Raw genomic sequence first — 24,210 nt, 5'->3', positions numbered from 1 at the left:
TAACTATCCTCAGAAATCGTTACAAAGTCGCGGCCAGGTTTTGATCCTGCTGCGTCTGCGCACACCCTTCTGAGTGCAAAGCGACCGATCTATGCGTCTTGGTCTTGATGAAGCTCGTATGTTTGAGAGACATCTACTCGTTCCCACCTATGGCCCACCCCTGAGCCGTTAAAATCCCACCCTCAGTGGTAGATCGGCAGGGCTTACGAGTCCCAAACAGGAAACGGACAATACCGGACAGCTTCATTTCAAATTGTTTGGGCTTCGATAATCTTGGCTTAAACCCCTGAAAAACAGGGGGTTCCCAGTCGGGAAATTCAAAATCGGCCGAAAAGCGATGTTAGCGGGATTTTAGGCAGTTTGGGCATGCCCAAATGTTGCCACAATGGTGCCTCCAGGCTGCCCCAACGCGCCAAATTTGCGCCTCAAAGTCCGCCGGTTTGCGCCACAATTGGCGCGCAAAAACCGAATCTCTTCGGGGGCGATCAACGTCTAATTGTTAAGAGAAGTGGCGCACCTGAGAGGATTCGAACCTCTGGCCTCTGCCTTCGGAGGGCAGCGCTCTATCCAGCTGAGCTACAGGTGCCTAAGGTCGGGGTATAGCCAGTGTGGCTACGCCCCGCAATCGCAAAATGAACGTCTATCCAAAGAGTTCGTGCGCCAGTTCAAGCGCTTCGATGAGCGTGTCCGCTTCATCGGTGGTGTTGTAGAGCCCAAAGCTGGCGCGACAAGTCGCAGACACACCCAAATGCTCCATCAATGGCCCCGCACAGTGGTGTCCCGCCCGCACAGCCACGCCCTTTTTGTCCAAGATCGTGGAGATGTCATGCGCGTGCGCCGCACCATCCAATGTGAAACTGAAGATCGCCGCTTTGTCCGCCCTGGTGCCTTGCACCTGCAGCCAGTTCAGACCGGACAGCTTCTGCATCGTATAGTCACGCAGCTTGGCTTCATGGGCTGCGACATTGTCCATCCCGAGCTCCATGAGGTAGTCCAGCGCCACACCAAAGCCAATCGTCTGCACAATGCCCGGCGTGCCTGCCTCGAACTTCATTGGGGGATCGTTGTAGATCACAGCCTCCTTGGAGACTTCCTTGATCATGTCGCCGCCGCCAATGAACGGACGCATTTCTTTCATGCGATCCATTTTGCAATAGATCGCCCCGGACCCAGATGGCCCATAGAGCTTATGGCCAGTGATGGCGTAGAAATCACAGCCAATGTCCTGCACATCCACCGGCGCATGCACCGACCCTTGAGAGCCATCAACGAGCACAGGCACGCCCTTGGCATGTGCGCCTTCCGTGATGGCCTTTACATCCACCATAGTGCCCAGCACGTTGGAGCATTGCGTCACAGCCACCAGTTTGGTCTTGGGCCCAATCGCATCAATCACCGCCTGTGGATCCAGCGCACCGGTGCTGTCCACATCCACCCACTTCAGAACAACGCCTTGCCGTTCCCGCAGAAAGTGCCACGGCACGATGTTGGCATGGTGCTCCATCACCGAGAGAATGATCTCGTCGCCTGGTTCCAGACGCGGCATGGCCCAGCCATAAGCCACCATATTGATGCCTTCGGTCGTGCCGGAATTCAGGACGATCTCATCCTCGCTGCCAGCGTTCAGAAATTTGGCAATCTTGCCGCGCACCGCCTCATACTTATCCGTCGCGAGGTTAGAAAGGTAGTGCAAGCCTCTGTGGACATTCGCATATTCCATTGCGTAGGCGTTGGTGATCGCATCAATCACCACCTGCGGCTTTTGCGCCGAAGCACCGTTGTCCAAATAGACCAGCGGCTTGCCATTCACCTCGCGGCTCAGGATTGGAAAATCAGTACGGATCTTGTTGACGTCATACATCTCAGGACATCCCAATAGCGGTCGCCGCACCCAGCGACAAAAGCAGTGTCATTCCAACGGTCAGGCCCATCATAGTGATCAACACCAGCATCACGGACTTGCCCAGGCTGTTAAAGCCGTGGATCACGTTGATGAAATTCAAAACAACCCAGATCGAATACAGGCCGACGCCCAATACAAAGACCAAGGCAAACCCAGGCATCGCCAGCATCAGCAGCAGAGATGCCAATTGCACGGCAAACCGCATGTATTGCAGCCAGCCGATGGCCAGCAGCACATCGTCAAACCTGCCCCGACCGCCAATGGCGCGCCCCCCCCAATAAAAGGAGAACACCAGCATCACGAGGCCACAGCCAAGGATCGTTGTGTAGAAAAAAGGCGCTGTCAAAAACGGCACGTTCATCTCTGGTGGCGCTGGAAACAGCGTGAGCGTGGCAAAATGCGCCAGTGCATTTAACACTATACCCAAAGCCAAAAGCATCCAGCCCACGTTGCGCGGCACCGGACGGCTCATGAGCGCTACCGCAGCCTCGCTTGGGTCACGCACGGTCAGCCAGAAAAGAGCGGTCAGTTGCGCTTTCATGACGCCACCCTACCCGCTTCCAGCAATCCAGAAATCCAGATCCAGAAAAACGAGACAAACCAAAGCAGGCCAACAATGGTCAACGCCGTCCCTTGCCCAATAAAGCCTTCTACAAGACCAACAAGCAGATACAGCGGCCCGGTTGAGAGCATCGCCCAGAACAGCGCGAAACGGGCTCCAAAACTGGACTGTTTGCGACCAAAGGCACGCAACACCAGATGAGAAACAAACGCCAACGTGACCGCCAAAAGCGGCAACACAAACATCAGTGCAAAAAGATTGGCGCCCAACAGAGGGTTGAGCTCAACCTGTGCCAGATGCGCCTCGCGCGCCAAAGCAGGCCAGCGTGACACAAAAATAACGCCACAGGCGGCCATAAGGATCGCAAAGGCACGGTCCTCACGCTCGCCCATCGCCAGACGGCGGGCAACCACCGCACGCGGGGTACGGTAGCTGGCCATCATATCGCTCGTCACAGACATCAGCCGCGTCGACGCTCCAACCAGGACTCCAAGCGTCCGATGATCTCGTCACGCAGTTCTTCGCTTTCGACTTCCTCTACGGCTTCGGCCACAAAGGACATCACCAGCAAGTCGGTTGCGATGTCTTTTGGAACACCACGGGCCCGTAAGTAGAACAACGCGTCTTCGTCAATCGCACCAGAGGTGGAGCCGTGCGAACAGGCCACATCATCGGCGTAGATTTCCAACTCAGGCTTGGCGAGGAACTGGCTGTCTTCGTCCAGCAGAAGCGACTGGCTGATCTGATAACCATCAGTCTTCTGTGCGCCCGGCTGCACCAGAATCTTGCCCTGGAAAACGCCGGTTGCCCCGTTGCGCAGCACTTTCTTGAACACCTGACGGCTTTCGCAGTTCACCGCGTCATGGGTGACAAAGACTGTGTCGTCGTGATGGAAATCACCATCGCCAAGACAGGCGCCCGCCACATGGGCCACGGCATCGTCACCCGTCAGTTCAAGCACAGCTTCATTGCGGGTCAAACGGCCGTTCACAGTCAGTGTAAAGCTTTTGAACACGCTTTCGGTGCCCAGACGTCCAAATAAATGCGTGACAGCACGCCGCTCATGGTCACGCCCCTGTGCACGCACATGGTGGAAGGCAGCCTTGTCGGCCACGTTCACTTCCATGGACTTGTTGAAACGCGCCGCCGCCGGACCGTTTTCCAGCACGGTCACTTCCGCACCAGCGTCAAGCTTGATCACATGGTGCAGGACCGCGTCAGAACTTTCTGCTTTGTGCTGATAGATCAGGCTCACGGGCTTTGCGACCTTGCCAGTCACGTGGATCACAACACCATCCGTAGCGAAGGCCGTGTTAAATGCCGCCAGAGGGCGCTCCACCGGGGTCTGACCTTTGGCTTCGAGCACCCCATAGAGCTCTTTTGCCCAATGGATATCTTTCTCAGCCACGTCCGCCAAACGCTCGATCGTCAGGCCTTCGCCTGCCAGCTCGTCAGACTGCTCCGCATCAAACACACCATCAACAAACACCACCTTGATCCGATCAAAGCTGTCAAACAATGGCGGCTCGCCTGTGTCAAAAACCGCCGCGGCAGGCGCATCAGCCTGGGTCAGTGTGTCTGGACGGGTGTATTTCCAATACTCGTCCCGACGATCCGGCAACCCCATCTCGCGCAGACGGCCCAAAGCCGCCGCGCGTGCTTCGCTGGCCCACTGACCGCTCGCCGGAACGGTCAACCCGTCCAAACGCGCCGCCGTGGCCTCTTGCTTCTTAGCCAAAGCCGCCATTATGCGACCTCCGCCAAAATGTCGGCGTAGCCGTTTTTCTCAACTTCCAGCGCCAGCTCAGGGCCTCCGGTCTTGATGATGCGACCGTCCGCCATGATGTGCACAACGTCTGGTTTGATGTGGTCCAGCAGGCGCTGGTAGTGCGTGATCACAAGGAAACCGCGGCCTGCGTCCCGCAGCGCGTTCACACCCTCAGACACCAGTTTCATCGCATCCACGTCCAGACCGGAGTCGGTCTCGTCCAGGATGCACATCTTTGGCTCGAGCATCGCCATCTGCAGGATCTCGTTACGCTTCTTCTCGCCACCGGAGAAGCCAACGTTGACGGGACGCTTCAGCATGTCGGCATCGATTTTCAGGGTTTTCGCCTTCGCACGGATCTCTTTCAGGAAGTCCGCCGCAGACAGCTCCTCTTCGCCACGCGCCTTGCGCTGTGCATTCACTGCGGTGCGCAGGAAGGTCATGTTGCCCACGCCAGGGATTTCAACCGGGTATTGGAACGCCAAGAACAGACCCAGAGCCGCACGTTCTTCTGCTTCCAGTTCCAGCAGGTCTTCACCACCCAATGTGGCCTCACCGTCAGTCACCTCATAGCCGTCTTTGCCAGACAGCACATAAGACAGCGTGGATTTGCCGGAGCCATTTGGGCCCATGATCGCGTGCACTTTGCCCGCTTCCACTTTCAGATCCACACCTTTGAGGATCTGCTTGTCTTCTTCTTCAAGTTTGACCTTCAGGCCTTTGATTTCCAACATGTTCATCTTCCTTCGCGTTTCCACGGGATGCCGCAGCACCCGGTCATATCTTTGTTTGTGACGCCGCTGCTTAGGCGCTCACATATGTGATCAGCATCATCACACCCATCGCCACAATTCCACACACGGCCGAGGTCACAAACACTGATCCAGCGATCAGCCCCTCGTTCGAGCCAAGGCGCTTTTTGCGCAGGGTAAAGCCAACGGCGGAACCGAAAGCGATGCCGGCGCCAACGCCGGCAGATTGTTGCATGAGGGCGTGAAGCGTTTCCATTAGCCTACGGAGCCTTCAAGCGAGATCGCCACAAGCTGTTGTGCTTCCATGGCAAACTCCATCGGCAGCGCCTGAAGCACTTCCTTGGCAAAACCGTTCACAATCAGGGCGACAGCCTCTTCCTCGTCCATGCCACGCTGACGGCAGTAGAACATCTGCTCATCATCCACCTTGGAGGTCGTCGCTTCGTGCTCGACACGAGACGAATTGTTCTTCACCTCGATGTACGGCACCGTGTGCGCCCCGCATTTGTCGCCAATCAGCAAACTGTCACATTGGGTGTAGTTGCGGCTGTTCTTTGCTTTCGGGTGCATAGACACCTGACCACGGTAGGTGTTCTGCGCCACACCCGCGCTGATGCCTTTGGAGACAATCCGCGACTTGGTGTTTTTACCCAAGTGGATCATCTTGGTGCCCGTATCGGCCTGCTGGTGGTTGTTGGTGATCGCAATCGAGTAGAATTCACCCTGCGCATCATCGCCACGAAGAATGCAGGATGGGTACTTCCAGGTCACGGCCGAGCCGGTTTCAACCTGGGTCCACATTACCTTGGCACGGTCACCACGGCAATCGGCGCGCTTGGTCACAAAGTTGTAGATACCGCCCTTGCCGTTCTCATCGCCAGGATACCAGTTCTGAACGGTGGAGTACTTCACTTCGGCATCTTCTTCGATGACAATTTCCACCACAGCCGCGTGCAGCTGAGACGTGTCACGCTGAGGTGCGGTACAGCCTTCAAGGTAGGATACGTATGAGCCTTTGTCCGCAATGATCAGCGTCCGCTCAAACTGGCCGGTGTTTTCCGCGTTGATACGGAAGTAGGTGGACAGTTCCATTGGGCAGCGCACGCCAGGCGGCACGTAAACAAAGGACCCGTCAGAGAACACCGCGCTGTTCAAAGTGGCGTAGAAGTTGTCGCTCACCGGAACCACGGACCCGAGGTACTTCTTCACCAGTTCAGGATGCTCGCGGATCGCTTCAGAGATCGAGCAAAAGATCACCCCTGCTTCTTTCAACTCTTTCTGGAAAGTTGTGCCAACAGATACGGAGTCAAACACCGCATCAACCGCGACTTTGCGGCCTTCAGCAGGGGCGTTCTCCGCACCTTCAACGCCAGCCAAAATCATCTGTTCTTTCAGCGGGATGCCGAGCTTTTCATAGGTGGCCAGCAGCTTTGGATCCACCTCATCCAAAGACTTCGGTTTTTCTTCCATGCTCTTTGGACGCGCGTAATAGTACTGGTCCTGGAAATCCACTTCCGGATAGTCCAGCATCGCCCAATCCGGCTCCTCTTTGGTCAGCCAGCGCTTATACGCCTCCAGCCGCCAGTCGGTCATCCATTCCGGCTCTTCGTTTTTCTCCGAAATCAAGCGGACAATGTCCTCGGTCAGCCCTTTGGGGGCATATTCCATCTCAATCTCGGTTTCCCAACCGTATTTGTATTTGCCGCCAACTTCGCGCACGGCATCCACGGTTTCCTGGTCAACACCTTCTTTGACTTGGGTCTGATCAATTGCCGCCATGTGCGTCTCCTGTCTTCGTTTTGCGCTCACGCGCGGTGTTTATTCATCTGAGCCAGCCACTTATCGGCAAAACCCATGACGTCCTGTTCGCTCGTTTGTGGCCCCAAGCTCACCCGAATGGCGCTTGCTGCCGTCATCTCATCAAATCCCATCGCGGTCAGCACTTTGCTGGCGCGCACCTTGCCTGAAGAGCAAGCCGACCCGGCAGAAATCGCAAAACCTGCCAGATCCATCTGCATGACCTGCGTTTCACCCTTCCAGCTCGGCACCGCAACTGCCGTTGTGTTGGGAAGCCGCTTAACGCCTTTGCCAACGATAATGGCCTCCGGCGCCTCAGCGGTCAGCCTCTCTTCCAGCAAATCGCGCAGCTGTGCAACCCGATCCCAAACACCATCGGCCAAGTCTTGCGCTGCTGCTTTGGCAGCAGCAGCAAATCCCGCGGCGCCAATCACGTTTTCTGTGCCCGCACGACGTCCCATTTCTTGACCACCGCCCAAAAGCTGCGCTGGCACGTCGGTGCCCCGTTTCACCACCAAAGCCCCAATGCCTTTTGGCCCACCCAGCTTATGCGCCGAGATCAGCGCCATCTGCGCACCTGTCCAGTTAAACGCCACCGGCAGCTTGCCAAACGCTTGCGTCATATCACTGACGGCTACGCCTTCCAGCAAGGTTTGGACCACTCCGGTCTCAGAATTTGCCAACTGCACACAGCTCGCTGCCGGATCTTCGATTTTGATCGCCCCCGCAGCATCGACTGCCAAATCGTTCTGCGTCCAGGCATTCACCGCATCATGTTCGACGTCTGCCGCATGCAACTTGCGACCCGCCAGCGCCAAAGCCGCAGACTCCGTGGCACTGCTAGTGAAGATCACATCCGCCCCATCCGCGCCAAAGGCAGAAGCAATATCTCCGCGCGCACGTTCAAGAACGGACTTGGCTTTGCGCCCTTCCGAGTGGACAGAGGACGGGTTGCCATAAACATCCATCGCCGCAATCATCGCCTCCCGCGCCTCAAGGCGCAGTGGGGTTGTTGCGTTATGATCCAAGTAGGCCCGCATCAGGCGTCTTCGTCCGCCACTTCATCAACCACAGAAAACAATGTGGGCACAGCTGGGCATGGCGCCAAGTCGTTCTCCACAATATCGGACAGACGTGTTTGGTGCAGGAACACATAAACATGCGCCGACAGCCCTTCCCAAAGGCGGTTTGCCATCGACTGCGCGCGGGACCCACTTGATCCACCACTGGCCCCTGCCCCTGTGTGCAGCGCCGACACCGTTTCATCCACAGCGGCCAGAATATCCGCAACCCGAATCTCGGACTTTGGACGTGCCAAGCGGTATCCACCACCCGGGCCGCGAACAGAAACCACAAGCTCAGCCCTGCGCAGCTTTACAAACAACTGCTCCAAATACGGTAACGAAATGCTCTGTCGTTTGGAGATTTCACTCAAACTCACGAGATCTTCCGGCGGCTGCAGCGCAATATCTGCCAAAGCAACCACAGCATAGCGGCCTTTTGTCGACAGTTTCATGATACACCCCTTCGAATTGATTGACCTCAGCCATGCATGTGCTTAAGTCGCTAGAACCGCAACGGCCCCAAAAGCCGTTTAACTATTTAGAAGCGTTCTAAGGTGACAGAGCAAATTCGTCAAGAATTGGTTCATACCTTTTAAGGGAGAAAAGCGACAAATATGCCTGAGGTGATTTTTCCGGGACCAGAAGGCCGCCTCGAAGGCCGCTATCATCCACAAAAAGAAAAAGACGCGCCGATCGCGATTGTGCTGCATCCGCACCCGCAATTTGGCGGCACCATGAACAACAAGGTTGTCTACAACCTGCACTACGCCTTCTACAACATGGGCTTCACCGTTCTGCGGTTCAACTTCCGTGGCGTGGGCCGCTCCCAGGGCGAATATGATCAAGGTGTTGGCGAACTGTCTGATGCGGCCTCCGCGCTTGATTACCTGCAGTCGATGAACACCAACTCCAAACACTGCTGGGTTGCGGGCTTCTCCTTTGGTGCGTGGATCGGCATGCAGCTTCTGATGCGCCGTCCGGAAATCACCGGCTTCATTTCGGTGGCCCCGCCAGCCAACATGTACGACTTCTCGTTCCTGGCGCCCTGCCCAAGTTCCGGTCTTATCCTGAATGGCACCGCCGACCGGGTCGCCCCACCGGCGGACACGCACTCGCTGGTGAACAAGCTGCATGAGCAAAAAGGCATCACGATCACCCACACGGAGATCGAAGGCTCTGGCCACTTCTTTGAAACAGACGAATACATGGATCAGATGACCGGCACGGTCACCGACTATGTGAAACGCCGTCTGACCGAGAACAGCCGCTAATGAGCACGCTGGACGCGCTGGCCTCAAAACTTGCCGAAGACACGCTCAAAGCCCAGAAAGAACTGGGCGACGAGCGTCTCTTCATGGAAGTCAGCGCGGTGCTCGGGGCCTCTTCCCAGTCACTGGAAGAAGCCTATCTCACCGAAGTGCGTATGCGCATGTCCGAAGAAAAAGGCCGGGCTTTTCTGATCAACAAGGTTAAAGAAGCCCGCGCCGCAAAAGCTGCCGAGACCAAAGAATGAGCGACCGCCTCGCTGCACAAATCGCCTTCCTGACCGAAGCCGATAAGCTCAAATCTGTCTACCGCGCCACCAATGTGCTTGACGGACACCGCAAGGAAGACAGCGGCAGCCACAGCTGGCACATAGCACTCTATGCGCTGATCCTGTCTGAACATGCCAACAAGGACATTAATCTGGATCGCGTGATCCGCATGTTGCTGATCCATGATCTGGTAGAGATTGATGTTGGTGACAGCCCAATCCACGGCGATCATGACATTACCGCCATGGAAGCAGCGGAAAGTGCAGCGGCAGACCGGATCTTTGGCCTTCTGCCAGACGATCAAGCCGTCGAACTCCGCGCCCTATGGAATGAGTTTGAAGCCGCAGAGAGCGACGACGCCGTTTTTGCCAAAAGCATCGACCGTGTGCAGCCGGTGATTGGAAATCTTGAAACCAATGGCGGTACCTGGCCGGAATACAACGTCACGCGCGAACAGCTTGAAGATCGTGTTGGCTGGAAAGTTGCCAAAGGCGCTCCTGCGATTTGGGAGCATCTCAAAGCGCGCATTGCCAAATGGTTTTCCGAAAACGGCTAACTTAGAAACATTGAGGCCACCCATAGCCCCATCGCCACGGCAGACCCGAGCACGGCAAACCGCCCACTCGAACCGCCTCATACATGCGATCGGCCACAAAATAGATTGCAGCCGTGACATCTTCTGATGTGCCATCATATTGAAGGGCCAAGGCCTCTGCCTGTGCATCCGCCACGCCCTGCACGCAAATGCGCAGCTCTTCGTCCGCCTTCAGCCGCGCAAAAAATCCTTTTTCTGCATCCGCAGTCTCACCACCCAGATGATACGCTTGGTCATGCACCACACAGCAGTCATGCCAGGGCGCCTCATGCTCGAACACTCGCGCAAACCATGGAAAAGTGCGCGCCATCGCGCCCCACGCCGCCGACATTCCACCGGAACACCCGTCCGTCGTGAAAGGCCCCAAGGCCGTAGGGTCCTCCTCGCGCAGCGCTTGCAATCGGCTATGCCGCCAGACTTCAACTTTCGCAGACCAGCCTAGCCCCTCACTTGAGACCTGCGCCGTAACCGGTTCACACAAAACAAAAATCGCACTAATCGCGGCAATCAGATTATTGCACCTCATCGTCACCTCGATGCGGCACATCCAACCCAATCCGCCCCGCCAGACCAAGCACTAACCGCTCCACACCGCTCAACGTTTTGCGATCCGCCAAAACTTGCCGCGCCAGCGCCGGCTCGTCGGTGATCAACCCGTCCACGCCAAAAGACAACATACCCGACATCGACAGCGCATCGTTCACCGTCCACACGTAGACCTCTTTGCCCACGTCATGGGAGCCGCGCACCAGTTGGCGAGACATGGTGGCGCTGTTCACGGCCAGGAAGTCCACATCCAGATCCCACATGTTGCCCAACGACGCCGAAGCAAGCAGCCCGACATTCCACTCAGGGCGCAGCTTTCGCATCTTTGCTACGGCATCGGTTTTCAACGACATGATCTTCACTTGATCCACCATGTCTGTGGCTTCAACGATGTCGATCACCCTCTGCTCCAAATCCTCGTCATGGCCGTAGTATTTCAACTCGATCACCACACCTGACTTGTCTTTTGCCGCCAGCAAAACCTGCTCAAGGGTGGCTGTGCGCTCGGCCGCAAAAGCTGGATCAAACCAGCTGCCAATGTCGATTGCCTCTAGGTCCGCCAAAGTCGCATCCCAGATCTTCAAGGGGTTGCCCGCAACCTTCATGAAATCGCTGTCATGCACCACAACCACCGCACCAGCGACAGTTTCCTGAACGTCAATCTCAACCCAATCCGACTGATCCTCCACCGCGCGTGTGACCGCCGCCATGGTGTTTTCAGGTGCCGCTCCAGAGGCGCCACGATGGGCAATCACCGCCACAGGCCGATCCTGATCTACTTTGACCAACTCTGCGATACCAAAGCCGCCCAACACGGTCACAAGTGCCGCCACCGCGACCACGCCGGTCAGCACCCCTTTGGGCACTTCGCGCTTCTCTCCCGCGTCTGGCCAGCCCGCAAACCCCATGAAGGCCACGGCCAAGGCACCGGTGGTGAAAGATGTCAAAACGAGGTTCAACCCCGCCCACAGTCCGGTGGACAGAAACAAAAACGCAGCCAGGCCTTTGAGGCCAAACGGCACAAAATGCAGACCAAACTGTATGATCGCGCCAACCACAAACAACACCGCACCGCCAATCACCGCCCCCAGCGCGGCCCAAATTGCCAAGCGCACAAGGAACGTCACCCTGCGTCCCGCCATCCGGGACTGGCTTTCCCGCAAAGCCGCCCCTGCCCGCTGCCCGTCAAATACGACCAGAGGCAAAGCCAACACCCAACCCAATGTGCGCCAGAGAACCAATGCCACCATCACCGCCAATGCGATCCCGCAAACCACCACGGTCTGAACAAACTCCGGCGGATGAAAACTGAGGTAGTAGTTGATGTCGTAGTCCGTCATCCATGTGACAAAAGCCAATCCGCAAATTGCCAAGAACGGCAGGCACATCACCAGCAGCCGCAAACAAAACTGCATCGCCAGTCCAAGCACGGCCGGTATACGCGGCAGAACCATCGCCACGCCATCCAGGAATCCATGGGATTTCCCAGCCCGATCCCGCAATGCCACCGCCATCATGAACGACACATCCAGCGTCAGCAGCACGAGCGCCAGGCCTGCAATCACCAATCCGGCGACAAAGCCCACTGGAGAGAGCAAGAACACCGCGATGTCAAAATCCGCCAACGCCGGTTTGCCGGAAAACGTCAGCGCCAGATGCACCGTAGCCGCCATCAAGGGCGCAAAGGCCGCCGCCAACAAGATATTAAACACCAGATGCGACTGGATAAACGGCCAGCGCAAACGCCAGGCCACTTCAAAACACCGCACCACCTCTGCTATCGCCTGTTTCACAGCCACACTCCAACACCCGTTTAACGTGACCCTAACGGCATCTAGCATTGTGGTCGAGAACCCGCGACATTTTGTCAAAAACAATTGTCATGCTACGTTTCACGCAACAAAAATTCGCGCCCAATTTAAACTGTATACAATCGCATACAAAGCCTTCCCAACGAGACTGAATTGCCTTAGGACAGGCGCCAAATACGACTCGGTTCACAGGAGACCCCCATGACCAAGATCAAAGTGGACAACCCCATCGTCGAAATGGACGGCGATGAAATGACTCGCATTATGTGGCAGTTCATCAAGGACAAATTGATCCTGCCTTATCTCGATCTCGACCTGCTTTACTACGATCTGGGCATCGAAGAGCGGGACCGCACCGAAGACCAGATCACCATCGACGCCGCGGAGAAGACCAAAGAGATTGGTGTGGCCGTGAAATGCGCCACCATCACGCCCGATGAGCAGCGGGTGGAAGAGTTTGGCCTCAAAAAAATGTGGCGCTCCCCCAACGGCACCATCCGCAACATCCTCGGCGGTGTGGTGTTCCGCCAGCCAATCATCTGTCGCAACGTGCCGCGCCTTGTGCCCGGCTGGACCTCCCCCATCGTGGTGGGTCGTCACGCCTTTGGCGATCAGTACAAAGCCACCGACTTCACCTTCCCGGGCGCTGGTAAGCTGACCATGAAATTTGTTGGTGAAGACGGCACTGTGATCGAGAAAGAGGTCTACGATGCACCGTCCGCCGGTGTCTATCAGGCGATGTACAACCTCGACAGCTCCATCATCGACTTTGCCCGCGCCTCGCTCAACTACGGCCTGAACCTCGGGTGGCCGGTGTACCTCTCTACCAAGAACACCATCCTGAAAGCCTATGACGGCCGTTTCAAAGACCTGTTCCAAAAGGTCTATGAGGAAGAGTTCGAAGAAAAATTCAAAGCCGCCGGCATCTGGTATGAACACCGGCTGATCGACGACATGGTCGCCTGCGCCATGAAGTGGAACGGCAAATTTGTCTGGGCCTGCAAGAACTACGACGGCGACGTACAGTCCGACACTGTGGCACAAGGTTTTGGCTCGCTTGGCCTGATGACCTCGCAACTGATGACGCCAGATGGAAAGATTGTGGAGGCCGAGGCGGCCCACGGCACCGTGACCCGTCACTATCGCCAGCACCAAAAAGGCGAAGCCACCTCCACCAACTCCATCGCATCGATCTACGCCTGGACTGGCGGCCTGAAGCACCGCGCGAAGCTGGACAACAACATTGCCCTGCGCGCCTTTGCTGAAACCCTCGAGCGGGTGATCATCGAAACCGTCGAAGGCGGTTACATGACCAAAGATCTGGCTCTGCTGGTTGGCCCGGATCAAGGCTGGCTCACCACCATGGGCTTCCTTGAGAAGATTGACGAAAACCTCAACAAAGCGCTCGCCGGATAAGCGATGAGACACTTTGTCCTAAGGCGCGAGTGGCGCGCCTTAGGACCATCTTCACCATCCGTCAGGTAGACCCCCAGCGCATAGCGGCCTTGCGCCGCCCCCTCTAGACAGCTTCGCTGCGCTGCGGCAAATCCTACACATGGTAAGTTTTATTGAATCCCCAAGCCCTGATAAACACAGCCCTTTTGACGACATTCAAGGGTTGATCGTTGGCACACTTCTTGTCTCCCTTGCGGTAGAGTTCCTGCAGGCATGCGATCTCTTCACAGGTCAAATTGCCGGCCTCTCTCTGGTCACGGCTAAGGCAACGGGTATGAGCTTTGGCTCCGTATTCTTTTTGATGAACTTGCCATTTTATCTCATCGCCTATCTTCGCATGGGGCTGGCTTTTACGCTCAAAACTTTCGCCGCCGTAGGTCTTCTTTCTGTCTGGAGCGCAATCCTGCCTCAGTTTTTTACCCTGACAAACGTCCATCCACTGCTTGGCGCAGCACTCGCAGGCGTGACCGCCGGCGCAGGCCTCATCGTCCTGTTCCGCCACGGCGCCACCCTTGGCGGTGTCGGCATCGTGGCCGTGTGGCTGCAGGACGCCAAAGGCATCAAAGCAGGTTGGGTCCAACTTGGCTTTGACGTGCTGGTCTTTGGTCTGGCCTTGTCGTTTTTTGACCTCAACGCGGTCGTCTTCTCGCTCGTCGGTGCCGCGATTACCAATATTATGATCGCAACAAATCACCGGCGCGATCGCTATATCGCGCGCTAACCTCCAGGGACGCGTATGCCCAAAGCCTATCTGATCCTTCTGGTCGCCGTTGTGTTTGAAACCATCGGCACCGCTGCGCTGCAGGCCAGTCAGCAATTCACCAAGCCCATTCCCTCAATCATCGTGGTGATCGGTTATGGCCTCGCCTTCTACATGATGGCGCAAACCCTACGCTATCTGCCCGTTGGCATCACCTATGCGGTCTGGTCCGGCTTGGGTATCATTTCGATCTCGATCATCGCTTATTTCGCCTTTGGTCAAAAACTTGATCTAGCCGCGATCCTCGGAATGGGGCTGATTGTAGCCGGAATCCTCGTGATCAACCTGTTTTCCAAGACCGCCGTTCACTAACTGGCATTAAAGGGCTGGCCTTTTGCCACAACCCACGTTAGGGCGAGCGCGAACAGGAAAGGCTGCCCTTATGGATCTTCGCAATATCGCCATCATCGCCCACGTTGACCACGGCAAAACCACGCTCGTGGACGAGCTGCTGAAACAGTCGGGCGCATTCCGGGAAAACCAGGAAGTGGCGGAACGCGCCATGGACAGCAACGATCTGGAGCGCGAACGCGGCATCACGATCTTTGCCAAGCCAACCTCCGTGGAATGGAAAGGCACCCGCATCAACATCGTGGACACCCCAGGCCACGCCGACTTCGGTGGCGAGGTTGAGCGCATCCTGAGCATGGTCGACGGTGTGGTTCTGCTAGTGGACGCCGCCGAAGGCCCAATGCCTCAGACCAAGTTTGTGACCTCCAAGGCCTTGGCTCTGGGCCTGCGACCCATTGTGGTGCTGAACAAAGTGGACAAACCAGACGCCGAACCTGATCGCGCATTGGATGAGTGCTTTGACCTTTTTGCCTCTCTGGATGCCAACGACGACCAACTCGACTTTCCACACATGTACGCTTCCGGCCGCAACGGCTGGGCAGATGCAGAACTCGACGGCCCACGTCAGGACCTGCACGCGCTGTTCAACCTGATTGTGAACCACGTGCCGGAGCCAAAACAGGTTCACCAGCAAGAAGATGACTTCCGCATGCTGGCCACCACTTTGGGGTCCGACCCATTTGTGGGCCGCATCCTGACCGGCCGTGTGGAATCCGGCACCTTGAAAGTGGGCGCCACTGTTCAGGCGATCTCCCGCATTGGCCAGAAAATCGAACAGTTCCGCGTCACTAAGATCCAAGCCTTCCGTGGCCTCGCCCAGCAAGACATCGAAGAAGCGCAAGCTGGCGACATCGTCTCTATCGCAGGTATGGCCAAAGCCACCGTGGCAGACACCATCTGTGCGCTGGCCGTAGACGAGCCGCTGGAAGCACAGCCAATCGATCCACCAACCATCACCGTGACCTTTGGCATCAACGACAGCCCGCTGGCGGGCCGTGACGGCAAAAAGGTTCAGTCCCGCGTGATCCGCGACCGCCTTTACAAAGAGGCCGAGTCCAACGTGGCGATCAAAATCGCAGACACCCCCGGTGGCGAAGCCTTTGAGGTTTCCGGCCGTGGCGAACTGCAGATGGGCGTTCTGATCGAAAACATGCGCCGCGAAGGCTTTGAGCTGTCGATCTCCCGTCCACAGGTGATCATGCGCGAAGAAAACGGTGTCCGCATGGAACCAGTCGAAGAAGCCACCATCGACGTGGATGACGAATACTCCGGCGCAGTCATCGAGAAGCTCACAGGCTCCCGCAAAGGCGAGTTGGTTGAAATGCGCCCAGCTGGTGCTGGCAAAACCCGCATCATCGCCCACGTGCCCTCGCGTGGCCTGATCGGCTACCACGGCGAGTTCCTCACCGACACCCGCGGCACCGGCGTTCTGAACCGCGTGTTCCACGGCTGGACCGAATACAAAGGTGCCATCCCCGGCCGTCGCGCAGGTGTGCTGATCTCCATGGAGAACGGCCAGTCTGTGGCCTACGCCCTTTGGAACCTCGAAGACCGCGGCAAGATGATGATTGGCGCCCAGGCCGACGTCTACACCGGCATGATCATCGGCGAGCACTCTCGTGACAACGACCTCGAAGTGAACCCGCTGAAAGGCAAGAAGCTCACCAACGTGCGCGCGTCTGGTTCTGATGAAGCGGTACGCCTGACAACGCCCATGACGCTGTCTCTGGAAGAGGCCATCGCCTACATCAACGACGACGAACTGGTGGAAGTCACACCAAACACAGTGCGTCTGCGCAAACGCTACCTGGACCCGCACGAGCGCAAGCGGATGTCCAAACAAAACTAAGAGCGTCCTGCTTCCGGATTCCCGGAATTGATCGAATTACAAAAGAACAGGCAGAGTTCCCACGCGGGTTCTGCCTGTTTTTTATTTTTTCGATTTCTGAGGGTACTATGGGATTTTTAAGCAAAGACAAAATCAAGCAACGCCGTCAAGACAGGCGTGAGCGGCGAAAAATTCGACTGGCCAATGCTGTTGGCACCTACAATGATCTGATGGACGAAGGCCAAGAAAGTATGAAGCGTGTCGTCGAGGAAGGTCCAAGTTTAAGGCGACGTGAAGAGCGAATTGTGCGCCGCCATGAGAGGGTCCTTGTCGTTTTTTCCGAATTTATTGAGGAAAACGAAAACAAGAAGATCAAAGAACGTCTCTACGGTTTCATTGAAAAATCCGGCATTGCCCTGCCTTACGCGATCTGCCGAGTCGCCTATGATCGCATCCTTACGGTAACCGGGTCTGGAGCAACCCTTACCGAGCTTACCGAAACGCTTGGTGACGCACTTTCTGACGCTGATGTAGATGAGGTCGACTTAATCTGGCACGGGCATGGAGTTGAAAAGGAAGGAGGGGGCACAAAATACTCCATGGGCGGAGGTTATGTCACCCGCTCTGACATCTGCGCGGCCATTGATGGCCTGAACGCAGACGATCGACTGCGCATGTTCTATACAACCGCCTGCTACGGCGCGGCCTTGGCGGAAGAAATGGTTGATGCCGGCTTTTCCGTTGGCGCCGGCGCCATCGCTGTCAACACAAACTCGACAATCGAATTCCCTTTGTTTCTCAAGAACTGGGCTGCGGGCATGCCATTTGGTCTGGCACTAGCCGATGGGTTTAAACAGTCACGCTGGCGCGCCACGGATCACTCCATAAAGATCTTGGCACAAGGCACGGTTTTGGCGGACACAGACTCTGTCAAGGAAACCTTTGGCGACCGGGCGACCAATATTCGCAGCAACGGCGATTTCTAAAACAAACAGCGGCTGGCAATACCTGCAAAACTGATGCCCTAGTTAAGTATTGCCAGCTGAAATCATCAAGTGAGCGGCCGGAACGGCTCAATCTCATAGCTGCCATCCTTGTGGAACCGACAGAACGATCCGGCCGGTATGGCTTCCCAGCCATCTTCCGCCTCCACCAAAGGCTCACTCACCACAGCGCGGCCGCTGCGAGTGTCGCTGGCGCGATGGTACACAGTCGGCGCACGATTGTCGGAGGCGTATCGAATGGCATACAGCGTGTCGCCATCACTAAATGCCGCTGCCAGCCGCATATGCGGCGTGGTGCCCCGCTCGCGGCTCATGCGCTCCAGGATGCCCACGGCAATCTGCATGGATTCTTTTGGATGGTCATCCATGCCTTCGGTCAACCCCATGAGGAACAACACCTCACTGTCCGTCGCCCCCTTGCGCTCTGGATACAGCTCATCCGGGATCAACATATCCGCGCGCCGTCGAAAGGTCTCAAACCCACCAACCTGACCGTTGTGCATAAAAGACCACCGCCCCACCGCAAATGGATGACAGTTGTTGCGGCTGGTGGCGGTGCCAGTGGAGGCCCGCACATGCGCCAGAAACAGCCCGGACTCGACCTGTGCCGTAAGCGACCTCAAGTTCGGGTCAGACCACGCTGGCAAAATGTCCCGATACAGCCCTGGTTCTTGCCGGCTGCCATACCACGCCAAACCAACGCCGTCGCCGTTGGTCTGGGTTTTGCACTCTGTCGCTTGCATGCTTTGCTGGATCAACGAGTGATCTGGCCGCGTCACAACATCTTCTAAATAACACGGTGCCCCAATATAGGCGGCCCAACGACACATCTGATTAAGCTCCTAGCCTGCGGCGCCCTAATCAATACGAATAGGCCACCAGATTTCACGATCATATACGCGAGAGCAAAACGGGAAAAAAGCCCTACACAGCACCAAAAGACAGAACAGCCTCCTATTTCTTACCCAATATTCAAAACATTCTATCCAAAAAGCGAAATTTGCCGCGTGCTTATCGGCCAAACCTTCAAATTCAGCCTCAGCCCTACCCCCCCCCTAAACAGCAGACACCTAACCCAAAAGCAAAGTGCAGGCCCGCGCTCTGACAGCGACAATTGCCAAGCCGGTATTGGCGGCAGGAAGAAGGCGAACAGCTTTTATGTCTGTTTCTATGTCAGTTGCATCAAAACCCACGCGCGTAAGACCAACAAAATGCCTGTAGTTGCGCTGCCCAAGAACGCCGCCTTGTTCGTCAAGTAGCTGCACAACCACGGAAATGCCTTTTTGTGTTTCCCGCTTTGGGTCCTCTGCCCAGAACTCTATGCCAAGCTGACAAACCGGTTTTTCCAGCCAAACAGCAAGCGGGCGTGGTGTAAGATCGAAATCACTCCAATCCGTAGACGGCAAACGCGCTGACATTCCAGGTTTGGTATGAACTTTTGCATTTAGAGCAATCAAGCCACCGGGCGCAGTGGGTATGGCAAGACCGCCATCAACCACTACCAACTCAGTTCCAATCGCTATACCGGATGCATAGACCGGTTCGTCATAAATCTGACCACGGTACCAAAATCCATCAACCGGCAATCTCTGGGTCGCGGGGCCCTGAATGTCATCAATAGCTACATCTTTAACAGTATCAGCGACGCCAAAATTGGCGCCGCACAACCACATTGCTAGGGCCAGAACAGTTCTATTCACTAGTCTCGACAACCATCAACTCGCGCTCGCTTGCGCCGCGCGCATGATTTAGCGCCTCTTGATACTCAGGGCTGTGATAGCAAGCGACCGCCGTGTCAACATCCGGAAAACGGGCTACCACATTACGGGGCCGCTCTTTGCCTTCCAGCTGCACAAATTTGCCGCCACGGGCAATAAACTCACCACCGTGTTTGGCAATCGCCGGACCAGCCAGCTCCGCATATTTTCCGTAAGCGTCCGCATCAGTCACGGTCACATGTGCAATCCAAAGCGCACCCATTAGGCTCTCCAATACTGTTGTCCTGCCCGACACTCTACGTGAATTGCCGGACAGGCCAAGAAGATTTTGACCAAATGGTCAGCCTGCAATCACCGCTTCAGCTGCGGCAAAGGCTTCGTCTGCTTTGGAGGCATCTTTGGCGCCGCCTTGCGCCATATCTGGACGACCACCGCCGCCTTTGCCACCCATTGGGCCAACGGCAGCACGTACCAGATCGACGGCACTCAAATCGCCTTTGAGGTCATCCGTCACGCCAGCCGCCACGGCAACTTTGCCATCGGTGTCCGCCACCAATAGAACCGCGCCGCTTTCCAGTCGTGCTTTGTGCTCATCAATCAACGGAGGCAGGTCTTTACCAGACACGCCAGAGAGCACCTGTGCAAAGAACTTCACGCCATTAATCTCTTTTGCCTCAGGGCCAGCGCCCTGCCCGGCGCCACCAGACATCGCCAATTCGCGGCGCAGCGTCGCAACTTCGTTTTGCAGCTCTTTCCGCTCGTCAAGCAGCGCCTTCACGCGATCAACAATCTCACCAGGCTGCGCTTTGAGTGTGCCTGCCACTTCGGTCACACGTTTGGCTTCACGCTCCAGATGTGCAAAGGCCACCTCACCGGTCAGCGCCTCGATCCGGCGCACACCGGCCGAAGATGCGCTATCCGAAAGCAGCACAAACACACCAATGTCGCCGGTCTGTTTCACATGGGTACCGCCGCAAAGCTCGATGGAATAGGTGTCACCGTTGTGACCCTTGCCGGTGTTGGCGCGGCCCATGGACACAACACGCACCTCGTCGCCATACTTCTCGCCAAACAGTGCCTGCGCGCCAATCTCACGCGCATCATCCGGCGTCATCACACGGGTTTCCACCGGCGTGTTCTGACGGATATACGCGTTCACGTCCAAACCAACCTTGGTCAACTCTTCCGGGCTCAGCGCTTTGTTGTGGCTGAAGTCAAATCGCAGGCGATCATCCGCATTCAGCGAGCCGCGCTGTGCCACGTAATCGCCAAGCGCCTCGCGCAGTGCTTCATGCAGCAAGTGCGTTGCGGAGTGGTTCGCGCGAATGGACGTGCGGCGTGCGTGATCCACGATCATCGCCACCGGGTCCCCTTTGGAAATGGTGCCGCGCGCGACTTTGACCAAATGCCCAATCAGCTTGCCATCGGCAAACTTCTGCACCTCGAACACATGCGCCAGTTCATCGCGGTTTTCCAAACGCTCAACCAGGCCATGGTCCGCCACCTGACCACCGCTTTCCGCATAAAACGGCGTCTGGTTCATCACCAGCCAGCCTTCTTCGCCTTCCGCCAGCGCATCCACAAGCACCCCTTCTTTCATGACTGCCAGCACCTGCCCTTCGGCAGTCTCGGTGTCATAGCCGAGGAACTCGGACGATCCGGTCTCATCCGCAACATCAAACCAAACAGCATTCTCCGCGGTATCGCCAGAGCCTTTGTGGGCGGCACGTGCTTTGGCTTTCTGCTCGGCCATCGCCGCATCAAAACCGTCCGTATCCACGGTACGCCCCTTTTCGCGCAGCGCGTCCTGAGTCAGATCAAGCGGGAAGCCATAGGTGTCATAGAGTTTGAACGCAGCTTCACCAGCCAGCGGCGCGCCTTCCTCCAAACCATCCAGCTCGTCGTCCAGCAGCTTCAAACCACGGTCCAGCGTCTGCTTAAACTTGGTCTCTTCCTGCTTCAGCGTCTCTTCGATCAACGCCTGCGCCTGCCCCAACTCAGGGTAGGCCTGCCCCATCTGCTGAACCAAAGACGGCACCAGCTGATGCATCACGGGATCTTTCGCACCCAAAAGATGCGCATGGCGCATCGCCCGACGCATGATCCGGCGCAGCACATAGCCACGGCCATCGTTGGACGGCATCACGCCGTCCGCCATCAGGAAAGACGTAGACCGCAGGTGATCCGCAATGACGCGGTGATGTACATTCTGCTCCCCGTAGGGATCGGTCGAGGTCACATTGGCCGACGCCTCAATCAGCGCTTTGAACAGATCGGTATCGTAGTTGTCATGGCTGCCCTGCAGCAACGCGCCAATCCGCTCCAGCCCCATGCCGGTGTCAATCGACTGCATGTCAAGCGCGGTCATCGAGCCGTCTTCGAACTGCTCGTTCTGCATGAACACCACGTTCCAGATCTCAATGAACCGGTCACCGTCTTCTTCCGGGCTGCCGGGAGGTCCACCCCAAATGTGATCACCGTGATCAAAGAAGATTTCGGTGCAAGGCCCACATGGACCCGTAGGGCCCATCTGCCAGAAATTATCCGAGGTCGCGATCCGAATGATACGATCCTCCGGAACTCCGACTTTCTTCCAAATTTCAAAGGCTTCGTCGTCGGTGTGATACACCGTCGTGTAGAGCTTGTCCTTTGGGATATCGAATTCCTTGGTGATCAGCTCCCAAGCAAACGGGATCGCGTCATCTTTGAAATAGTCGCCAAAGGAGAAGTTGCCGAGCATCTCAAAAAACGTGTGGTGACGCGCTGTGTAGCCAACGTTGTCCAGATCGTTGTGCTTGCCGCCGGCCCGCACGCATTTCTGCGATGTGGTTGCGCGGTTGTAGTCCCGCTTTTCAACGCCGGTGAAAAGGTTTTTGAACTGCACCATGCCGGAGTTCACAAACATCAGCGTCGGGTCATTGCGCGGCACCAGCGGGCTGGAATCCACCACCTCGTGGCCCTGCTTGGCAAAGTAATTCAGAAAGGTCGACCGGATGTCGTTTAGGCTGGCCATGGGCAGATCTCTTAACGTGGGTTTCGGTATCGAAGCGGGTTTATAACCCCCACGCGCGCCTGTCCACATGACAATGCGCCTAACCTAGTGGGACTTGGGCAAAATGCATACCTGACCAACCGTCAAGCCCCTCAAGCCTTGTGCAAAACATCCCCTGTGCGGATCACGCCATCCTGTTCCACGCTGCACAAAATACCCCGCAACCGGAGCGTGCGGTGATCCGGATTGCGGATCCAGTCATAAGCGGCCGGTCCATACCGCGCTTTCCACTTCACACAGGCATCATTGAACACCTCCGACACACGCAGCACAGCAGAGCCAACTTGCAGTACCTGACCGGTTGGTAAGTTCACCTCTGAGGTGTCAATATCGGCTGCAAAGGTATCACCAGGGTGCAAAACCTCGGCGCCAGGTGTCCACACCAAATCCAGCACACGTTGGGGAATGATGCACACCTGAATGCCCGGATGCGGCGCACCATCCTCCGTGCGCAACCACGGCTGCGTCATCCACCGCTCACCAGGAATGCCCCGCGCTTTTGTCAGCGTGATTTCATCCACAAACTGGCGCTCATTGCGCGCTGGACGCAGACACAAATGCGCAATGGCCGCCCCGTCTTTCGGAGCGGCCAACACATGCGGCAAAGCCCGCATCAAATCTTCGGAAGAAAGCGTCAATCTTCCAGCAACTCTTCGTCACCGGGCGGCATGTCAAAGTCCAGCCCATGCGCGGCACGGATCTTGTCTTCGATTTCCAGCGCCATACGAGTGTTTTCCTTCAGGAAGGTGGTGGCATTTGCACGCCCCTGCCCGATCCGCTCGTCGCCATAACTGAACCAGCTGCCGGATTTCTCGACGACACCAGCCTTCACACCCAGATCAAGCAGTTCACCCATTTTGGAAATGCCCTCGCCGTACAGGATATCAAACTCAACCTGTTTGAACGGTGGCGCCACCTTGTTCTTTACCACCTTCACTCGAGTTGCGTTACCAACAACCTCATCGCGATCCTTGATCGCGCCAATCCGGCGGATATCCAGACGCACAGAGCTGTAGAACTTCAGCGCGTTACCGCCGGTTGTGGTCTCTGGCGAACCAAACATCACGCCAATTTTCATCCGGATCTGGTTGATGAAAATCACCATACAGTTGGAGCGCGCGATCGAACCGGTCAGTTTCCGCATCGCCTGACTCATCAGACGCGCCTGCACACCCACGTTGCTGTCACCCATGTCGCCTTCGAGTTCGGATTTCGGCGTCAGCGCCGCCACCGAATCGACCACAACCATGTTCACTGCGCCAGACCGTACCAACGTGTCGGTGATCTCCAGCGCTTGCTCGCCGGTATCTGGCTGCGAAATCAGCAGCTCATCCAGGTTCACGCCCAGCTTGTTGGCGTACTGAGGGTCCAGCGCGTGTTCCGCATCCACAAAGGCACAGACGCCGCCTTTTTTCTGCTCTTCAGCAATGCAATGCAGCGTCAGCGTGGTTTTGCCGGAGCTTTCCGGGCCGTAAATCTCGATGATCCGTCCCTTGGGAAGACCACCAATCCCCAGCGCAATATCCAGGCTCAGCGAGCCAGTTGACGTCGCTTCAATCTCTTGCGCGGGGTTGTCCGCGCCCAGCTTCATGATCGAGCCTTTGCCGAACTGCCGCTCGATTTGGGCCAGCGCACTGTCCAGCGCCTTCTGTTTGTCAGGGGATGAGGATTTCTTGGAGGTCATTGTCAAAAGATCTGCCGTTGCCATT

General features: G+C 56.6%; 25 protein-coding genes and 1 tRNA gene. 8 read left to right on the top strand and 18 right to left on the bottom strand.

The window, feature by feature from the left end; all coding sequences use genetic code 11:
- Positions 1–509 precede the first annotated feature (509 nt).
- From SIB38_RS13490 to SIB38_RS13445, 10 genes are all read right to left on the bottom strand, one after another.
- A tRNA-Arg gene (locus tag SIB38_RS13490) sits at positions 510–586 on the bottom strand.
- A gap of 54 nt (positions 587–640) precedes the next feature.
- Entirely contained in the window at positions 641–1,861 is a 1,221-nt protein-coding gene (locus SIB38_RS13485; RefSeq protein WP_412550365.1) for a cysteine desulfurase, read from the bottom strand.
- A 1-nt stretch (position 1,862) separates the two neighbouring features.
- Positions 1,863–2,444, bottom strand: coding sequence for a YIP1 family protein (locus SIB38_RS13480; protein WP_412550364.1), 582 nt, complete (start codon positions 2,442–2,444; stop codon positions 1,863–1,865).
- Complete coding sequence (locus SIB38_RS13475; protein ID WP_294119300.1) at positions 2,441–2,926, bottom strand: YIP1 family protein; 486 nt, start codon at positions 2,924–2,926, stop codon at positions 2,441–2,443. The genes SIB38_RS13480 and SIB38_RS13475 overlap by 4 nt, the downstream gene beginning before the upstream one ends.
- Positions 2,926–4,212: a Fe-S cluster assembly protein SufD gene (gene sufD / locus SIB38_RS13470; RefSeq protein ID WP_412550363.1), complete on the bottom strand. Its 1,287-nt coding sequence runs from the start codon at positions 4,210–4,212 to the stop codon at positions 2,926–2,928. The genes SIB38_RS13475 and sufD overlap by 1 nt, the downstream gene beginning before the upstream one ends.
- Positions 4,212–4,967 carry a Fe-S cluster assembly ATPase SufC gene (gene sufC / locus SIB38_RS13465; RefSeq protein WP_294119298.1) on the bottom strand — a complete coding sequence of 252 codons (756 nt, stop codon included), beginning with the start codon at positions 4,965–4,967 and terminating at the stop codon, positions 4,212–4,214. The genes sufD and sufC overlap by 1 nt, the downstream gene beginning before the upstream one ends.
- 70 nt (positions 4,968–5,037) lie before the next feature.
- Entirely contained in the window at positions 5,038–5,220 is a 183-nt protein-coding gene (locus SIB38_RS13460; RefSeq protein ID WP_412550362.1) for a hypothetical protein, read from the bottom strand.
- Positions 5,221–5,240: 20 nt separating this feature from the next.
- A complete protein-coding gene (gene sufB / locus SIB38_RS13455) occupies positions 5,241–6,764 on the bottom strand; it encodes a Fe-S cluster assembly protein SufB (protein ID WP_294119296.1) in 1,524 nt (507 codons plus the stop codon).
- A gap of 26 nt (positions 6,765–6,790) precedes the next feature.
- On the bottom strand, positions 6,791–7,825 hold the full coding sequence (locus SIB38_RS13450; RefSeq protein ID WP_412552046.1) for a cysteine desulfurase family protein: 1,035 nt from the start codon (positions 7,823–7,825) through the stop codon (positions 6,791–6,793).
- Entirely contained in the window at positions 7,822–8,298 is a 477-nt protein-coding gene (locus SIB38_RS13445; RefSeq protein ID WP_294119294.1) for an Rrf2 family transcriptional regulator, read from the bottom strand. The genes SIB38_RS13450 and SIB38_RS13445 overlap by 4 nt, the downstream gene beginning before the upstream one ends.
- A gap of 162 nt (positions 8,299–8,460) precedes the next feature.
- Here SIB38_RS13445 and SIB38_RS13440 point away from each other — a divergent pair, with 162 nt between their 5' ends.
- The 3 genes from SIB38_RS13440 to SIB38_RS13430 are packed head-to-tail and all read left to right on the top strand — an operon-like array spanning position 8,461 to position 9,937.
- The gene (locus SIB38_RS13440; protein ID WP_294119293.1) at positions 8,461–9,117 is read left to right on the top strand and encodes an alpha/beta hydrolase; all 657 of its coding nucleotides are present in this window, start codon (positions 8,461–8,463) and stop codon (positions 9,115–9,117) included.
- Positions 9,117–9,359 (top strand): hypothetical protein, encoded by a 243-nt coding sequence (locus SIB38_RS13435; protein WP_294119292.1) that lies wholly within the window; start codon positions 9,117–9,119, stop codon positions 9,357–9,359. Before SIB38_RS13440 ends, SIB38_RS13435 begins: the two co-directional genes overlap by 1 nt.
- Entirely contained in the window at positions 9,356–9,937 is a 582-nt protein-coding gene (locus SIB38_RS13430; RefSeq protein ID WP_294119290.1) for an HD domain-containing protein, read from the top strand. Before SIB38_RS13435 ends, SIB38_RS13430 begins: the two co-directional genes overlap by 4 nt.
- 1 nt (position 9,938) lies before the next feature.
- Here the strand turns inward: SIB38_RS13430 and SIB38_RS13425 are convergent, their stop codons facing one another.
- Both SIB38_RS13425 and SIB38_RS13420 read right to left on the bottom strand, forming a co-directional pair.
- Positions 9,939–10,256, bottom strand: a complete 318-nt coding sequence (locus SIB38_RS13425; protein WP_412550361.1) for a hypothetical protein — start codon at positions 10,254–10,256, stop codon at positions 9,939–9,941.
- 232 nt (positions 10,257–10,488) lie between these two features.
- On the bottom strand, positions 10,489–12,315 hold the full coding sequence (locus SIB38_RS13420) for a glycerophosphodiester phosphodiesterase family protein (RefSeq protein WP_412550360.1): 1,827 nt from the start codon (positions 12,313–12,315) through the stop codon (positions 10,489–10,491).
- Between the two features lie 219 nt (positions 12,316–12,534).
- On the opposite strand from SIB38_RS13420, the gene SIB38_RS13415 reads away from it, so the two are divergent.
- The 5 genes from SIB38_RS13415 (at position 12,535) to SIB38_RS13395 (ending at position 17,713) form a co-directional block, all read left to right on the top strand.
- A complete protein-coding gene (locus SIB38_RS13415) occupies positions 12,535–13,749 on the top strand; it encodes an NADP-dependent isocitrate dehydrogenase (RefSeq protein WP_294119284.1) in 1,215 nt (404 codons plus the stop codon).
- Between the two features lie 202 nt (positions 13,750–13,951).
- Positions 13,952–14,509, top strand: a complete 558-nt coding sequence (locus tag SIB38_RS13410; protein ID WP_412550359.1) for a YitT family protein — start codon at positions 13,952–13,954, stop codon at positions 14,507–14,509.
- Positions 14,510–14,524: 15 nt separating this feature from the next.
- Positions 14,525–14,860: a DMT family transporter gene (locus SIB38_RS13405; protein ID WP_294119280.1), complete on the top strand. Its 336-nt coding sequence runs from the start codon at positions 14,525–14,527 to the stop codon at positions 14,858–14,860.
- A gap of 70 nt (positions 14,861–14,930) precedes the next feature.
- Positions 14,931–16,748 (top strand): translational GTPase TypA, encoded by a 1,818-nt coding sequence (gene typA, locus SIB38_RS13400; protein ID WP_412550358.1) that lies wholly within the window; start codon positions 14,931–14,933, stop codon positions 16,746–16,748.
- A 107-nt stretch (positions 16,749–16,855) separates the two neighbouring features.
- Positions 16,856–17,713, top strand: a complete 858-nt coding sequence (locus SIB38_RS13395; protein WP_412550357.1) for a hypothetical protein — start codon at positions 16,856–16,858, stop codon at positions 17,711–17,713.
- Positions 17,714–17,778: 65 nt separating this feature from the next.
- On the opposite strand, the gene SIB38_RS13390 is transcribed toward SIB38_RS13395, so the two are convergent.
- The 6 genes from SIB38_RS13390 to recA form a co-directional block, all read right to left on the bottom strand.
- Positions 17,779–18,561: a class II glutamine amidotransferase gene (locus SIB38_RS13390; RefSeq protein ID WP_294119276.1), complete on the bottom strand. Its 783-nt coding sequence runs from the start codon at positions 18,559–18,561 to the stop codon at positions 17,779–17,781.
- A gap of 240 nt (positions 18,562–18,801) precedes the next feature.
- Positions 18,802–19,431: a hypothetical protein gene (locus SIB38_RS13385; RefSeq protein ID WP_294119274.1), complete on the bottom strand. Its 630-nt coding sequence runs from the start codon at positions 19,429–19,431 to the stop codon at positions 18,802–18,804.
- A complete protein-coding gene (locus SIB38_RS13380) occupies positions 19,424–19,711 on the bottom strand; it encodes a DUF1330 domain-containing protein (RefSeq protein WP_164642773.1) in 288 nt (95 codons plus the stop codon). The genes SIB38_RS13385 and SIB38_RS13380 overlap by 8 nt, the downstream gene beginning before the upstream one ends.
- Before the next feature lie 78 nt (positions 19,712–19,789).
- Positions 19,790–22,462 (bottom strand): alanine--tRNA ligase, encoded by a 2,673-nt coding sequence (gene alaS / locus SIB38_RS13375; RefSeq protein WP_412550356.1) that lies wholly within the window; start codon positions 22,460–22,462, stop codon positions 19,790–19,792.
- Positions 22,463–22,593: 131 nt separating this feature from the next.
- Entirely contained in the window at positions 22,594–23,115 is a 522-nt protein-coding gene (locus tag SIB38_RS13370) for an MOSC domain-containing protein (RefSeq protein ID WP_412550355.1), read from the bottom strand.
- Between the two features lie 20 nt (positions 23,116–23,135).
- A complete protein-coding gene (recA, locus tag SIB38_RS13365) occupies positions 23,136–24,209 on the bottom strand; it encodes a recombinase RecA (RefSeq protein ID WP_294119266.1) in 1,074 nt (357 codons plus the stop codon).
- Position 24,210: the final 1 nt, after the last annotated feature.

It is taken from the genome of Shimia sp. MIT910701, from assembly GCF_047126315.1.
Lineage (GTDB): Bacteria > Pseudomonadota > Alphaproteobacteria > Rhodobacterales > Rhodobacteraceae > Shimia.
The sequence above is the reverse complement of the archived record's forward strand: the minus strand, read 5'-3'. Positions and strand labels throughout refer to the sequence as shown.